13 protein-coding genes are annotated in these 15037 nt (G+C 61.8%); 9 read left to right on the top strand and 4 right to left on the bottom strand.

Annotation, left to right across the window (positions count from 1 at the left end):
* Positions 1–73 precede the first annotated feature (73 nt).
* The 9 genes from rimP (at position 74) to FHT29_RS31160 (ending at position 11745) form a co-directional block, all read left to right on the top strand.
* Complete coding sequence (gene rimP / locus FHT29_RS31200; RefSeq protein ID WP_037199273.1) at positions 74–682, top strand: ribosome maturation factor RimP; 609 nt, start codon at positions 74–76, stop codon at positions 680–682.
* Between the two features lie 62 nt (positions 683–744).
* Positions 745–2349 (top strand): transcription termination factor NusA, encoded by a 1605-nt coding sequence (gene nusA / locus FHT29_RS31195; RefSeq protein WP_037199275.1) that lies wholly within the window; start codon positions 745–747, stop codon positions 2347–2349.
* Complete coding sequence (locus FHT29_RS31190; RefSeq protein WP_037199277.1) at positions 2346–3038, top strand: RNA-binding protein; 693 nt, start codon at positions 2346–2348, stop codon at positions 3036–3038. The genes nusA and FHT29_RS31190 overlap by 4 nt, the downstream gene beginning before the upstream one ends.
* 101 nt (positions 3039–3139) lie before the next feature.
* Positions 3140–5866, top strand: a complete 2727-nt coding sequence (gene infB, locus FHT29_RS31185; RefSeq protein WP_047561145.1) for a translation initiation factor IF-2 — start codon at positions 3140–3142, stop codon at positions 5864–5866.
* Positions 5867–6228: 362 nt separating this feature from the next.
* Positions 6229–6651: a 30S ribosome-binding factor RbfA gene (rbfA, locus tag FHT29_RS31180; protein WP_037199280.1), complete on the top strand. Its 423-nt coding sequence runs from the start codon at positions 6229–6231 to the stop codon at positions 6649–6651.
* A 12-nt stretch (positions 6652–6663) separates the two neighbouring features.
* Positions 6664–7596: a tRNA pseudouridine(55) synthase TruB gene (gene truB / locus FHT29_RS31175; RefSeq protein WP_047561149.1), complete on the top strand. Its 933-nt coding sequence runs from the start codon at positions 6664–6666 to the stop codon at positions 7594–7596.
* A 172-nt stretch (positions 7597–7768) separates the two neighbouring features.
* Positions 7769–8038: a 30S ribosomal protein S15 gene (gene rpsO, locus FHT29_RS31170; RefSeq protein WP_034512717.1), complete on the top strand. Its 270-nt coding sequence runs from the start codon at positions 7769–7771 to the stop codon at positions 8036–8038.
* Between the two features lie 325 nt (positions 8039–8363).
* Entirely contained in the window at positions 8364–10502 is a 2139-nt protein-coding gene (pnp, locus tag FHT29_RS31165; RefSeq protein ID WP_037199355.1) for a polyribonucleotide nucleotidyltransferase, read from the top strand.
* 226 nt (positions 10503–10728) lie between these two features.
* A complete protein-coding gene (locus tag FHT29_RS31160; RefSeq protein WP_168600914.1) occupies positions 10729–11745 on the top strand; it encodes a class I SAM-dependent methyltransferase in 1017 nt (338 codons plus the stop codon).
* A 53-nt stretch (positions 11746–11798) separates the two neighbouring features.
* On the opposite strand, the gene FHT29_RS31155 is transcribed toward FHT29_RS31160, so the two are convergent.
* From FHT29_RS31155 to fabI, 4 genes are all read right to left on the bottom strand, one after another.
* Positions 11799–13010 (bottom strand): acyltransferase, encoded by a 1212-nt coding sequence (locus FHT29_RS31155; RefSeq protein ID WP_168600913.1) that lies wholly within the window; start codon positions 13008–13010, stop codon positions 11799–11801.
* Between the two features lie 157 nt (positions 13011–13167).
* A complete protein-coding gene (locus FHT29_RS31150; protein ID WP_210255600.1) occupies positions 13168–13743 on the bottom strand; it encodes a GNAT family N-acetyltransferase in 576 nt (191 codons plus the stop codon).
* Between the two features lie 36 nt (positions 13744–13779).
* On the bottom strand, positions 13780–14133 hold the full coding sequence (locus FHT29_RS31145) for an HIT family protein (protein ID WP_168600911.1): 354 nt from the start codon (positions 14131–14133) through the stop codon (positions 13780–13782).
* A gap of 96 nt (positions 14134–14229) precedes the next feature.
* Positions 14230–15036, bottom strand: coding sequence for an enoyl-ACP reductase FabI (fabI, locus tag FHT29_RS31140; RefSeq protein WP_037199285.1), 807 nt, complete (start codon positions 15034–15036; stop codon positions 14230–14232).
* Position 15037: the final 1 nt, after the last annotated feature.

The raw sequence follows: 15037 nt of genomic DNA, 5'->3' as shown, positions 1-15037 counted from the left end.
GAGTGGGCCGCAAGGACCCGCTCTTTTTTATTAGCTCGATCTCCCAAATGCAGTAGCCTGCAGGAGTGAACGCTTGTCGGAAGTGACAAACGCAGACAATACCAATGAACCGCGCCTGATCGTCGAAACCGGCCTTGACCAGCGCGTCGCCGCCATCATCGAGCCCGTGATCGTCGGCATGGGCTTCCGCCTGGTGCGTGTGCGCCTCCTGAACCAGAACGGCCTGACTTTGCAGGTGATGGCCGAGCGCAACGACGGCACCATGACCGTTCAGGATTGCGAAGAAGTCTCGACGGCGATTTCGCCGGTGCTTGATGTGGAAGATCCCGTCGATAAGGCGTATCATCTGGAAGTGTCTTCGCCCGGCATCGACCGGCCGATGGTGCGCAAGTCGGATTTCCGCCGCTGGATCGGCCATATCGTCAAGTGCGAGACCTCGATCCTGGTTGATAATCGCAAGCGCTTTCGCGGCAAGATCGCCGACGTCAACGACGATGGTTTCACGATCGAACGCGATCAGGTTGCCTATGGCGAGGAACCGAAGGTGACCATTCCGTTCAGCACGCTGGCCGAGGCCAAGCTGATCCTGACGGACGATCTCATCCGCGACGCGCTGCGCGCCGACAAGCTGGCGAAAGCCGAGGCAGCGAACCAGAACGAAGCGGACGACGAAGAAGAATAATCGATCAACGAACCGCCTGACGGAACGGGAACCCAAGGGCAGGAAGACGGAGACTAAAAACAATGGCAGTCAGTGCGAACCGGCTAGAACTTCTGCAGATCGCAGATGCAGTGGCGCGCGAAAAGGTCATCGACCGCGAGATCGTGCTTGCCGCAATGGCAGACGCGATCCAGAAGGCCGCGCGCTCGCGTTACGGCTCGGAGTCGAACATCCGCGCCGACATCAACCCGAAGACCGGCGAAATCCGGCTGCAGCGCCTGCTCGAAGTCGTCGAGAAGGCCGAGGACTATTCCACGCAGATCCCGCTGGAACTGGCCCGCGACCGCAACCCGGATGCAGCTCTTGGCGATTTCATCGCCGATCCGCTGCCGCCGATGGATTTCGGCCGCATCGCCGCCCAGTCGGCCAAGCAGGTCATCGTGCAGAAGGTGCGCGAAGCCGAGCGTGACCGCCAGTTCGACGAATTCAAGGATCGCGTCGGCGAAATCGTCAACGGTACGGTCAAGCGCGTCGAATACGGCAACGTCATCGTCGACCTCGGCCGTGGCGAAGGCATCATCCGCCGCGACGAGATGATCCCGCGCGAGAACTTCCGCTACGGCGACCGCGTCCGCGCCTATGTCTACGACGTTCGCCGCGAGCAGCGCGGTCCGCAGATTTTCCTGTCGCGCACGCATCCGCAGTTCATGGTCAAGCTCTTCACCATGGAAGTGCCTGAAATCTACGACGGCATCATCCAGGTGAAATCGGTTGCCCGCGATCCGGGCTCGCGCGCCAAGATCGCCGTTATTTCGAACGACTCGTCGATCGATCCGGTCGGCGCCTGCGTCGGTATGCGCGGTTCGCGCGTCCAGGCCGTCGTCGGCGAGCTGCAGGGCGAAAAGATCGACATCATTCCGTGGTCCAACGAGCCGGCGAACTTCGTCGTCAATGCGTTGCAGCCGGCTGAAGTCTCCAAGGTCGTTCTCGATGAGGACGCCGAGCGCATCGAAGTCGTGGTTCCGGACGAACAGCTGTCGCTGGCGATTGGCCGCCGCGGCCAGAACGTTCGCCTTGCTTCGCAGCTGACCGGCTGGGACATCGACATCATGACGGAAGCCGAGGAATCGGAACGCCGTCAGAAGGAATTCAACGAGCGTACCAACCTGTTCATGGACGCGCTCGATGTCGACGAGATGGTCGGCCAGGTTCTGGCTTCCGAAGGCTTTGCCGCCGTCGAGGAGCTGGCTTATGTCGAACTCGACGAAATCGCCTCCATCGACGGTTTCGACGAAGAAACCGCCCAAGAAATCCAGCAGCGCGCCCGCGAATATCTGGAGCGCCTGGAAGCCGAAATGGACGAGAAGCGCAAAGCACTCGGCGTATCCGACGAGCTGCGCCAGATCAACGGTATGACCGCGCAGATGATGGTCGCCCTCGGTGAGGACGGCATCAAGACGATCGAGGACTTCGCCGGCTGCGCCGCCGACGACCTCGTCGGCTGGAGCGAACGCAAGAACGGCGAGACGAAGAAGTTCGAAGGCCTGTTCTCCAAGCTCGAAGTCTCGCGTGTCGAGGCGGAGCAGATGATCGTGCAGGCTCGTCTGTCGGCTGGCTGGATCACCGAAGCCGATCTCGCCACTGAGACCGAAGAGGTCGCGGAGGATGAAGCCGAGCAAGAAGCATGACGATCACCGAGAGGCCGAGCGCACCGCCTGAAGACGAAGATCTCGGGGGTGACGGCGCAAACGGCCGCACGTGCATCGTAACACGCGAAAGCGGATCGCCCGACGAGTTGATCCGCTTCGTAGCCGCTCCTGACGGGACCGTTGTTCCCGATCTGAAGCGGCAGCTGCCGGGACGCGGCTGCTGGGTCAAGCTTGACCGGGCACTCGTGGACAAGGCGGTAGCGAAGAAATTGTTTTCTCGCGCCTTGAAGGCGGAGGTGACGGCACCGAGCGATCTCGGCGCCATCGTCGACCGCCTTCTTGTGGCGCAGCTTGCCGGGATGATGCACATGGCGCGCAAAGCGAGCCAGTTCGTCAATGGCTCGTCAAAGGTCGATGGCTCCGTTCGCAACGGTTCGGCACTCGCCGTGTTCCATGCGATCGATGCCGCCGCCGACGGCGTCCGCAAGATCGACCAGGCACGAAAGGCCTGGCATCTCGGCATGGAGACCGAAAAGGAAATACCGTCATTCCGTGTCTTCACGGAGGCGGAAATGGAAGAACTGATGGGCCAGAATGCTTTTATCCATGCCGCAGCGCTTGCAGGGCGGGCGGGTGAAGGTGTAGTGAAGCGCGCAAACCTGCTCGAACGGTACCGCAACGGCGGTCAGTCCCGGGCAACGGGCGGCGCTGGCCGGCGAAAACAATGACGCGGTCACCGGCCTATGCCGGACGCCTCATTAAGGTACATGCATTGAACGACAGGGTCTGACGGACGTTTCCGAGCCCTGTCCGAAGGAACAGGAACGGAATGACCGACAATCAAGACGACAAGACGCTGAGTGTTTCGGGTAAGAAGACCCTCACCCTGAAGCCTTCAGGCGTAAACCAGGGCACCGTGCGCCAGGACATGGGCCGCGGTCGCACCAAGGCGGTCGTGGTTGAGACCCGCAAGCGCCGCCCCCTACGCCCCGAAGACGAAAAGCCGATCGCGGCTTCGACGACGGCTGCCGCAACGCCATCCGTGACGCGCGTCGCGGAACCGACGCCGCAGCCGCCGCGCCCGCCGCAGCCCGCTCCGCGCATTCATCAGCCCGGTGGCCAGCAACAGCGGCCGGGACAGCCCAACCAGAGCTATCAGCAGCGGCCGCAGCAGGAACGCTCGTCGCGACCGGTGGTTCTGAACCATCTGTCTGCCGATGAAATGGACGCGCGCCGTCGCGCACTCGCCGACGCCCAGGCCCGCGATGCCGCGGACGCCGTCCGCCGTGCCGAGGAAGAAGCGCGCCGCGCCGAAGAGGAAGCCGCCCGTCGCATCGTGGAGCAGGCCGAAGCCGCCCGCCGCGCCGAAGAAGAGGCTGCCCGTGCCGTAGAGGCAAAGGTCGAAACGCCCGCACCGGTGGAAGCACCGAAGCCGGACGTGCAGCCGGCCGCGGCCCCTGTCGTTGCTCGTCGCCCGGATGCGGCTCCGCAGCCGGCGCGCCCCGGCGCCCTGCCCGTCGAAGCACCGGCCAACCGTCGTCGGGTCAATGAAGAAGAAACCGATCGCGGCCCGCCGCGTGGTGGCCCTCCGGCGCGCGGCAAGGTCACGCGCCCCGAGCCGGCAAAGCCGGTCACTACGCGTCCGAAGACCGACGAAGAACGTCGTCGCGGCAAGCTGACGGTAACGACGGCTAATGTCGACGAAGACGGCAGTGCTCGCGGCCGCTCGCTTTCGGCCATGCGCCGCCGCCAGGAAAAGTTCCGCCGCAGCCAGATGCAGGAAACGCGCGAAAAGATTTCGCGTGAAGTCGTGCTGCCGGAAACCATCACCATCCAGGAGCTGTCGCAGCGCATGTCCGAACGCGCCGTCGACGTCATCAAGTTCCTGATGAAGGAAGGCCAGATGCTGAAGCCGGGTGACGTCATCGACGCCGATCTGGCCGAGCTGATCGCCAACGAATTCGGCCATACGGTCAAGCGCGTTTCAGAGTCCGACGTCGAACACGGCATCTTCAACGTTGCCGACGAAGACGGCGAACTGGTTTCCCGTCCGCCTGTCGTCACCATCATGGGTCACGTCGACCACGGCAAGACCTCGCTGCTCGACGCCATCCGCCACGCCAACGTGGTGGCCGGCGAAGCTGGCGGCATCACCCAGCATATCGGTGCCTATCAGGTCGAGCAGAACGGCCAGAAGATTACCTTCATCGATACCCCTGGCCACGCCGCCTTCACGGCAATGCGTGCTCGCGGTGCCCAAGCGACCGACATCGCTATCCTGGTCGTTGCGGCCGACGATAGCGTGATGCCGCAGACGATCGAATCGATCAACCACGCCAAGGCGGCGGGTGTTCCGATCATCGTGGCGATCAACAAGATCGACAAGCACGAAGCCAACCCGCAGAAGGTTCGCACCGAACTGCTGCAGCATGAAGTCTTCGTCGAATCCATGGGCGGTGAAGTGCTCGACGTGGAAGTCTCCGCGAAGAACCGCACCAACCTCGACAAGCTGCTGGAAGCCGTGCTGCTGCAGGCGGAAATCCTTGATCTCAAGGCCAATCCGAACCGCACGGCCGAAGGCACGGTCATCGAAGCCCAGCTCGATCGCGGCCGCGGCTCCGTTGCGACGGTGCTCATCCAGAAGGGCACGTTGCGCCCCGGCCAGATCGTCGTTGCCGGCGATCAGTGGGGTCGCGTACGCGCGCTGGTCAACGACAAGGGTGAACATGTGAAGGAGGCCGGCCCGGCCATGCCGGTCGAAGTACTCGGTCTTTCCGGGGCACCGCAGGCCGGCGACAAGTTCGCTGTCGTCGAAAACGAAAGCCGCGCCCGCGAAATCTCGGAATACCGTCAGCGTCTCACCCGCGATAAGGCGGCTGCCCGCCAGTCGGTCCAGCGCGGTTCGCTGGAACAGATGATGATGACGCTGCAGGCCACGGGCACCAAGGAGTTCCCGCTGGTCATCAAGGGCGACGTGCAGGGCTCGATCGAAGCCATTGCCGGCGCGCTGGACAAGCTCGGCACCGACGAGGTTCGCGCCCGCATCGTCCATTCGGGCGTCGGCGGCGTGACCGAATCCGATATTTCGCTGGCCGGAGCTTCCGACGCGGCGATCATCGGCTTCAACGTCCGCGCCAACTCGCAGGCTCGCACGCTCGCAGAGCGCGAAGGCATCGAAATCCGCTACTACAACATCATCTACGATCTGGTGGATGACGTGAAGGCGGCGATGTCGGGCCTCTTGTCTCCGGAGCGCCGCGAAACCTTCCTCGGCAATGCAGAGATCCTCGAGGTGTTCAACATCACGAAGGTCGGCAAGGTCGCGGGTTGCCGCGTCACCGAAGGCAAGGTCGAACGTGGCGTCGGCGTCCGCCTGGTGCGCGACAACGTCGTCATCCACGAGGGCAAGCTCAAGACGCTCAAGCGCTTCAAGGACGAAGTCTCCGAAGTCAACGTCGGCCAGGAATGCGGCATGGCCTTCGAAAACTACGAAGACATCCGCGCGGGCGATACGATCGAATGCTTCCGCGTCGAGCACATCACGCGCACGCTGTAAGCGGCCTTCCTATTGGCTGGATATCAAAACCGCCGGTTATCGCCGGCGGTTTTTTATTGGGTTCGAAGAGGCTGGAGAAAGGCGCGCCGCTCATGACGACAACGTCTGAAGACAACGATCGGATCGTCGTTTCCTACGTTCGTCAACCGGACGAGCATATCGCGGTCATGCGACAGGCGGGACGCCGTCTCGCGGTACGCCGCACCCCGAATGCTTACGACAGATGGGGCCCAGGATGCCGCATTCCAGCGGATTCTGGGCTTCTGGAAGGCAGAACAAGCCATCCAGCCTTGACCTTTGCGCCGGATCGAGTCATGTGACCCGCTTTATAGCGTCCAAGGGACGCTGCTAACGGAAAAACCATGACCAGACCAACTTCTTCCGCGCCCTCGCAGCGTATGCTTCGCGTCGGCGAACAAGTGCGCGCCGCGATCACGCAGGTCCTGCAGCGCGGCGAAGTGCGCGACGACCTGATCGAGCGCACCGTGATCTCCATTTCCGAAGTGCGCATGTCACCGGACCTGAAGATCGCCACCGCCTATGTGACGCCGCTCGGCGTCGCCGACCACGACATCGTCATCGACACGCTCAATCGTCATTCGAAATACATCCGCGGCCGTCTCGGGCCGCTGCTCCGGCAGATGAAATACATGCCGGAAGTCCGCTTCCGCGACGATACCAGCTTCGACAACTACAAGAAGATCGATGCGCTGCTGCGCTCGCCGGAGGTCCAGCGCGATCTCAATGACGGCGATGCTGACACCGATACCGACAAAAACCGATAACAGAGACAGAGAATGTCCAAACCACGCAAGCCCAAGGGCCGCCCGATTTCGGGCTGGCTCATCCTCGACAAGCCGGTGGATTTCGGCTCGACCGAGGCCGTTTCCAAGATCAAGTGGCTTTTCAAGGCGCAGAAGGCGGGCCATGCCGGCACGCTCGATCCGCTTGCCTCCGGCATGCTGCCGATCGCGCTTGGCGACGCGACCAAGACGGTCCCCTACGTCATGGACGGCCGCAAGATCTATGAATTCACCGTCACCTGGGGCGAAGAGCGCGCCACGGACGATCTCGAAGGCGAGGTGACGCAGACGTCAGACAGGCGCCCGGGCGAAGAAGACATCCGCGCGCTGCTGCCGCAATACACCGGTGTCGTCAACCAGATCCCGCCGCAGTTCTCGGCCATCAAGATTGCCGGCGAACGCGCCTACGACCTCGCCCGCGACGGCGAGACGGTCGAGATCCCCTCGCGCGAAGTGGAGATCTTCCGCCTGACGCTGCTTGCCTGCCCAGATGCCAATACGGCGCATTTCGAGGTGGAGTGCGGCAAGGGCACCTATGTCCGGGCGCTTGCCCGCGATTTCGGCCGCGATCTCGGCTGCTACGGCCATATTTCCAGCCTGCGCCGCAGTTTCGTCGCCCCCTTTGCGGAGGAGGCGATGGTGCCGCTCGCCAATCTGGTGGCGCTCGAAGCAATCGAGGATGCCGACGAGCGGCTGGCGGCCCTCGACGCGCTGCTGATCGACACGGCCGAAGCCCTGTCGTCGCTGCCGCACCTCGTCATCAACGACGATCAGGCGCACCGTTTGAAGATGGGCAATCCTATTCTGGTCCGCGGCCGCGATGCGCCGGTCGCCGAAACGGAGGCCTATGCCACCGCGCGCGGCAAGCTGATCGCCATCGGCGAGATCGGTGAGGGGGAATTCCGACCGAAGCGGGTGTTCGTGTAAGCGCCGCCTTCTCCCGGCCGGGAGAAGGAAAAATCGCGGCTCTTCCCTTTGCATGTCAAATGGTCTATAGGCAGCGCCAGCATCGGGCATGCCTGATTGCATTCGCGGCCAATGCTGGACGACATCCCGGCTTTTGGCGACTTTAATTTCCTCTCATAGAAAGGACTATCCGATGTCGATCACTGCTGAGCGCAAGGCTGCGCTGATCAAGGAATATGCGACCGTCGAAGGCGACACCGGTTCTCCGGAAGTCCAGGTTGCTATCCTGACCGAGCGCATCAACAATCTCACAGGCCACTTCAAGGACCACAAGAAGGACAACCACTCCCGTCGTGGACTCTTGACGATGGTTTCCAGCCGGCGCTCGCTTCTTGACTATCTCAAGAAGAAGGACGAAGGCCGTTATACCAAGCTGATCACCAGCCTCGGTATCCGTCGCTAATCGAATTTCCGGCGGGCGTTCTCCTGAACGTCCGCCGGATGCTTATGAAGGGTATGAACCCTTGAGACGAGTTTCCCTAGCGCCTTGTGTTTGCGCGATGTGAAACCGCCGGCAGGCCGGATGGGCCGGTCCTGCCAACAACAACCGTTGACCTGTCATGGGGCAGGATTGCCGGATGCTTTCAGCCGAGGCTTCGCGCTTCGGCCGATCTTCGAAAGCCTCTCGTTGTCTTGCCCGTGATGCGTCACATTTCGTGCGGTCGAAGATGCACCTTGCCGAACTCATTGGCGACGGCGCCTTTTCCCGCACAATGCAAGGACAAGATATGTTCGATATCCATACCGTCGAAATCGAGTGGGCCGGTCGCCCGCTGAAGCTCGAAACCGGCAAGATCGCCCGCCAGGCCGATGGCGCTGTCATGGCAACCTACGGCGAGACCGTGGTACTTGCCACCGTCGTTTCCGCCAAGTCGCCGAAGCCAGGCCAGGATTTCTTCCCGCTCACCGTCAACTACCAGGAAAAGACCTACGCAGCCGGCAAGATTCCCGGCGGCTATTTCAAGCGCGAAGGACGTCCGAGCGAAAACGAAACCCTCGTTTCCCGTCTGATCGACCGCCCGATCCGCCCGCTCTTCCCGGAAGGCTACAAGAACGACACGCAGGTCGTCGTCACCGTCATCCAGCATGATCTCGAAAACAATCCCGACATCCTGTCGATGGTTGCCACTTCGGCAGCGCTCACGCTCTCCGGCGTTCCGTTCATGGGCCCGGTCGGCGGCGCCCGCGTCGGTTACATCAACGGCGAATACGTGCTCAACCCGCATCTCGACGAGATGGACGAATCGAGCCTCGACCTCGTCGTCGCCGGCACGCAGGACGCCGTTCTGATGGTTGAGTCGGAAGCCAAGGAATTGCCCGAGGACGTCATGCTCGGCGCCGTCATGTTCGGCCATCGCGGCTTCCAGCCCGTCATCGACGCGATCATCAAGCTCGCTGAAGTCGCGGCCAAAGAACCGCGCGATTTCACGCCGGAAGATCACTCCGAACTCGAAGCCGAAATGCTCGGCATCGCCGAAGCCGAGCTGCGCACCGCCTACAAGAACACGCAGAAGGCTGAGCGCTACGCTGCCGTCGACGCCGTCAAGGCCAAGGTCAAGGCACACTTCTTCCCGGAAGGCGTCGAGCCGAAGTATTCGGCCGAAGTCATCGGCGCCGTCTTCAAGCACCTGCAGGCCAAGATCGTTCGCTGGAACATCCTCGACACGTCGAGCCGTATCGACGGCCGCGACCTGTCGACCGTTCGCCCGATCGTTTCGGAAGTCGGCCTCCTGCCGCGCACGCACGGTTCGGCGCTGTTTACCCGCGGTGAAACACAGGCAATCGTCGTCGCCACGCTCGGCACCGGCGAAGACGAACAGTACGTCGACAGCCTGACGGGCATGTACAAGGAGCGCTTCCTGCTCCATTACAACTTCCCCCCCTACTCGGTTGGCGAAACCGGCCGCATGGGTTCTCCGGGTCGTCGCGAAATCGGTCACGGCAAGCTCGCCTGGCGCGCTATCCGCCCGATGCTGCCGACGGTCGAACAGTTCCCCTACACGCTGCGCGTCGTCTCCGAGATCACCGAGTCGAACGGCTCGTCCTCGATGGCAACGGTTTGCGGCACCTCGCTCGCTCTGATGGACGCCGGCGTTCCGCTGGCCAAGCCGGTTGCCGGCATCGCCATGGGTCTGATCCTGGAAGGCGATCGTTTCGCCGTCCTCTCTGACATTCTCGGTGACGAAGACCACCTCGGCGACATGGACTTCAAGGTCGCCGGCACGGCCGACGGCATCACCTCGCTGCAGATGGACATCAAGATCGCCGGCATCACCGAAGAGATCATGAAGGTCGCTCTCGGCCAGGCACAGGGCGGTCGCACCCACATCCTCGGCGAAATGTCCAAGGCAATCACCGAAAGCCGCGGCCAGCTCGGCGAATTCGCACCGCGCATCGAAGTCATGAACATCCCGGTCGACAAGATCCGTGAAGTCATCGGCTCCGGCGGCAAGGTCATCCGCGAAATCGTCGAAAAGACCGGCGCGAAGATCAACATCGAAGACGACGGCACCGTCAAGATCGCCTCGTCCTCCGGCAAGGAGATCGAAGCGGCCCGCAAGTGGATCCACTCGATCGTCGCCGAGCCGGAAGTCGGCCAGATCTACGAAGGTACGGTTGTCAAGACCGCCGACTTCGGCGCCTTCGTCAACTTCTTCGGCGCCCGCGACGGCCTCGTCCACATCTCGCAGCTCGCTTCCGAGCGCGTGGCGAAGACGCAGGACGTCGTCAAGGAAGGCGACAAGGTCTGGGTCAAGCTGCTCGGCTTCGACGAGCGCGGCAAGGTCCGCCTTTCCATGAAGGTCGTCGATCAGGCGACCGGCCAGGAACTCGCCGCCGACAAGAAGAAGGATGACGCGGCCGAATAAGCCGCGCCTTCATTCACGTTCCGGGGCGCGGAATTCGTTTCCGCGCCCTTTTTATATTATTGCTGTCGGCCTGGCCCGTTTTCGCTGAAACTATGTGCCCGGCCCCTCACCCTAGCCCTCTCCCCGCCTATGCGGGGAGAGGGCTAGGGTGAGGGGCAAGCATGGAATACGACGATGGCGCACATATCCGACAATCGAAACCCATTCCCATGACGAGATAACGCCTATGAGCCGCGACGCCCTGAAGACCCTGTTTCATCCCTTTGCCTCTGGCACCATTGACGCGCCCGGCGAGGGTAAGCGGATCCTTTTTCTCGCAGCAGAGGCGGGCTTTTCGCTGCCGGACGGATTTACCGCGGACCTTTCGGCCGTTCAGGGCTTCCGCCCCTTCTATCGCCAGCTGCAGGCGCAGCGGATCAACGTGACGCCGGAGATCGAGGGCGGCGACTATGACGGCGCACTGGTCCTTTGCGGCAAGCACAAGGGCGAAAACGAAGACCATATCGCCGAAGCGCTGTCGCGCGTTAGGGAAGGTGGCCTCATCGTGGTCGCCGGCGGCAAGGAAGACGGCATTCAGCCGCTGCGCAAGCGCATGGAAGGCTTCGGCCTCGCGGTCGAGTACATGCCGAAATATCACGGTGTCGCCTTCTGGTTCGCGCGCCCCGCTGACATCAAGGTGATGACGGCGCAGCTTGGCAAGCCAGCTACACGCGTCGACGACCGTTTCACCACAGCGCCTGGCATGTTCTCCCATGACCGGATCGACGCCGGCTCGGAACTGCTCGCCTCGCGCCTGCCGACCGACTTTACCGGCGATGCCGCCGATTTCGGGGCCGGCTGGGGTTATCTTTCCGTGGAACTTGCGACGAAGTCGCCAAGAATCGCCCGTATCGACCTCTATGAGGCCCATTACGGCGCGCTGGAGGGTGCACGCGCCAATCTGCTGGCCAATTGCCCGAAGGTCGCCCAGCGCTTCTTCTGGCACGATCTGGCGAGCGAGCCGGTCAAGGACAAGTACGACCTGATCATCATGAACCCGCCCTTCCATGAAGGCCACGCCGCCGAACCTTCGCTCGGCCAGGCGATGATCAAGACTGCCGCCGCCTCCCTGCGCAGCGGCGGCCGCCTGATGCTGGTCGCCAATCGCGGCCTGCCCTATGAGCCGGTGCTGGCGGAAAGCTTCAAGGAGCATGGCGAAACCTGCCGCAATGCCCGCTTCAAGGTCCTCTGGGCGAAGAAATAAGCAAAGCAGAGGCGGTCATTGGCCGCCTTTTTTGTATATGCAAGCATATCGGCTCAGCGCGAGCGGGGTACGAGATGATCCCGCAGATGCAGGAAGCTTCTCTCGACGACAAACCAGAGCGCCGCCGCCACGATGAAGCATGTCGCAACATAAATCACGAAGCCGGACAGGCCCTGAAGATTTTCCCGGCCAAAGACCATCCTGTCGAGCTGGTAGACGGCCTTATGGGTCAGATATAGGCTGTAGGACAGCGTCGCGATGCCTGTGATCGCCGGAAGATGCCAGCGCCCGATCTTCGGCTGCAGATCCAGCATGGCGCCGAGGATCAATGTTACTCCGGCCGAAAACAGCGGGAACCCGACGACTGCGCCGGGGAAAGGCTGGAGCAAAAGCGGCAGATTGGTCTCGGCAAACGGCCCTCGCCCGGAAAAGATCATCAGGGCAGCCGTGGCAAGAATGCTGCCGATGACAAGGGCGATATAGGGCGGCATGTACCGCTCCCACAGCAACGGCCTGAACAGCCGAACGGCGGCCAGAACGACACCGAACGTCAGGCCATCAAGCCGATTGTATGTCGGGTAGTAGATATCCCTGAGATAGGCCGCAAAGGCTTGGCCATATTCATGCACTTCCGCAGGCGCACCGACCAAGCTCTGCCAGATCGCAAACCGCAAAGCCATGCCGGCAATGACGATCGTCGCTGCGAGAATGGCAATGAAAACCATCGTCGCGCGGCGTTTCAGCAGGAAAACGAGAACCGGCAGAATCAGATAGAAATGCGTTTCGACGCTCAATGACCACGCCTCGGTGAACGCACCGCCAGAGCGAGGATCGAGCCCGAAGTTGAGTGTGGAGGTGAGGAACCGCCAGGCCGGCTGCATTGTCGGCGTATCGCGCAGAGACGGAATGAACGTGTAGAGGGCGAGGACCACTAGAAATGCCGGCAATATGCGGAAGGCCCGCCGCAGATAGAAGCTCTTGAAATCGACGCTGTCACGGCGCGCCGCTTCCGCCATCAGCTGGGTGCCGATAAGGAAGCCGCTGAGCACGAAGAATATGTCGACGCCGAGCCATCCATAGGGCCTGATGCCCACAAGCGGCAACGGCGTCGCCTCTGCCGGCAGATGCAGCAGCATGACCAGCAGGATGGCAACCGCGCGCAATATATCCGGCCCCAGCGCTCTCGTACCGGCAATGGCACCGAGCGATGTCGTCTTGTCCGGTGGAACGAGCAACTTGGAATTGGCAACAGTTATGGTGTTCACGGCTGGGGTTCCCGTAAATGGTCAATGAACGCCGATGGACATGCAGGCAATACTGTTGAATGCGCTTGGTGTATCGCAAATCCGGCCGGTGGTAACGGACCATCCCCGGCAAGATAGAATTAACCTAAAGTTTTCGTAAAATTTTAGCCAATGCGGGTTAACGCGGCCGATTCGGCGCTCTTGCAGCCCATTCGTGGCTCAGCAGGGCATAAATATATTCATCGCCCCATATGCCGTTGAAGCGGTCGTTCTCGACCAAATGCGCCTCGCGGCGCAGGCCCAGCCGTTCGACAACGCCGACCGATCCGGCGTTCTTCGCATCCAGCCGCGCGAAGATTCGATGGAAGCCGAACTTTTCGAAACCGAGCGTGATGATGGCCGCAGCGGCCTCGGTGGCGTAGCCCTTGCCGGCATAGGCCGGGTTGAAGATATAGCCGAGCTCGGCCTGGAGCGCCGCCTTGTTGACGAGCTTGAGGCTGACCTGACCCATCAGCGCATCATCCTCGCGCCGAACAACCGCGCAGCGCAGAATATCGCCATCTTCCGACAAGCGCGTGTTCAAGCCGGCATCGAAACGCTCCCGCATTTCCTCCGGTGATGGAGGGGCGCTGTAGAGATAGCGGTAGATCTCAGGAAGCGAACGATAGGCGCTATAGGCCTCGAAATCCTCCGGCACGAAGCTGCGGAGAATGAGCCGCTCGGTCGCGCAAAAGCAATCAATGTCCTCGTGCATCCAGATCATCCTTGATGTTTGCGGCAATAGGGCCGCTCAGTCCGGTCGCGCAGCGAGCAACTCTCCCTCACCCAAACGGCGCGGGATCAAGTGAACATGAGCGTGAAAGATTTTCTGGCCGGCTGCATGGCCGATGTTCGACCCGAAATTAAATCCGCTGATGGATGTATCTTCGCGGCCGATCGCTTCCCGGCACCGAATGGCGAGCTCGTGAATCGCTTCGCGTTCTTCGGTATCGGTTGCGAAAATATCGGTCACATGGCGCCGGGGAATGATCAGCGTGTGCAGCGGACGGACGGGAAATTTATCCCTGATCGCAAAAGCAACAGCGTTTTCGGCGACGACTGTCAGTTCCGACACACGGCAAAAGATGCAGTTTTCATGCGCCACTCGGACCTCCGCCAACGCTTAGGGCCGCTGATGGCGGCCTTAAGATGCTACAGAATTTGCAATCGAGCCGATCGTTGCAGCACCCGAATGGTGTGGTTACTCGGCGTCGGCGCTCGACAGCGTTTCCAGCGTCGGCATCGAAGTGATGTTGTAGCCGGCATCGACGAAATGGATTTCGCCGGTAACGCCTGCCGACAGATCCGACAGGAGATAGAGCGAGGACGAACCGACCTGATCGATGGTGACCGACTTGCGCAGCGGCGCGTTGCGTTGGTTCCACGAGAGAATGGCGCGGGCATCGGAAATGCCGGCGCCGGCCAGCGTGCGGATCGGGCCGGCGGAGATGGCGTTGACGCGGATGCCGCGCGGGCCGTAATCGGCGGCGAGGTAGCGCACGGACGCCTCGAGCGCCGCCTTGGCGACACCCATGACATTGTAGTTCGGGATCACGCGCGTCGAGCCGTTATAGGTCAGCGTCAGCATGCTGCCGCCTTCGACCATCAGGTCGGCGGCGCGCCTGGCGATCTCGGTGAAGGAGAAGCAGGAAATCACCATGGTGCGCGTGAAATTATCCCGCGTGGTGTTGGCGTAGAGGCCCTTCAGCTCGTTCTTGTCGGAGAAGCCTATGGCGTGGACGATGAAATCCAGCTTGCCCCAGCGCGTCTTGATCTCTTCGAAGACGGCATCGACGGAAGCCAGATCCTCGACATCGCAAGGCAGAAGGAAGTCCGAGCCGACTTCGGCTGCAAGCGGCTTGACGCGCTTGCCGAGCGCCTCGCCCTGAAAGGTGAATGCCAATTCCGCGCCTTCGGCTGCGAGCGCCTTCGAAATGCCCCAGGCAATGGAATGATTGTTTGCGACGCCCATGATGAGGCCGCGCTTACCCTGCATGATTCCGGTCATT

Origin of the sequence: Rhizobium sp. SG741, assembly GCF_012275435.1 — a bacterium.
In the GTDB taxonomy this organism is placed as follows: Bacteria; Pseudomonadota; Alphaproteobacteria; order Rhizobiales; family Rhizobiaceae; genus Rhizobium; species Rhizobium lusitanum.
Note: the sequence above shows the minus strand (reverse complement) of the source record. Positions and strands in the feature narration are given on the sequence as shown.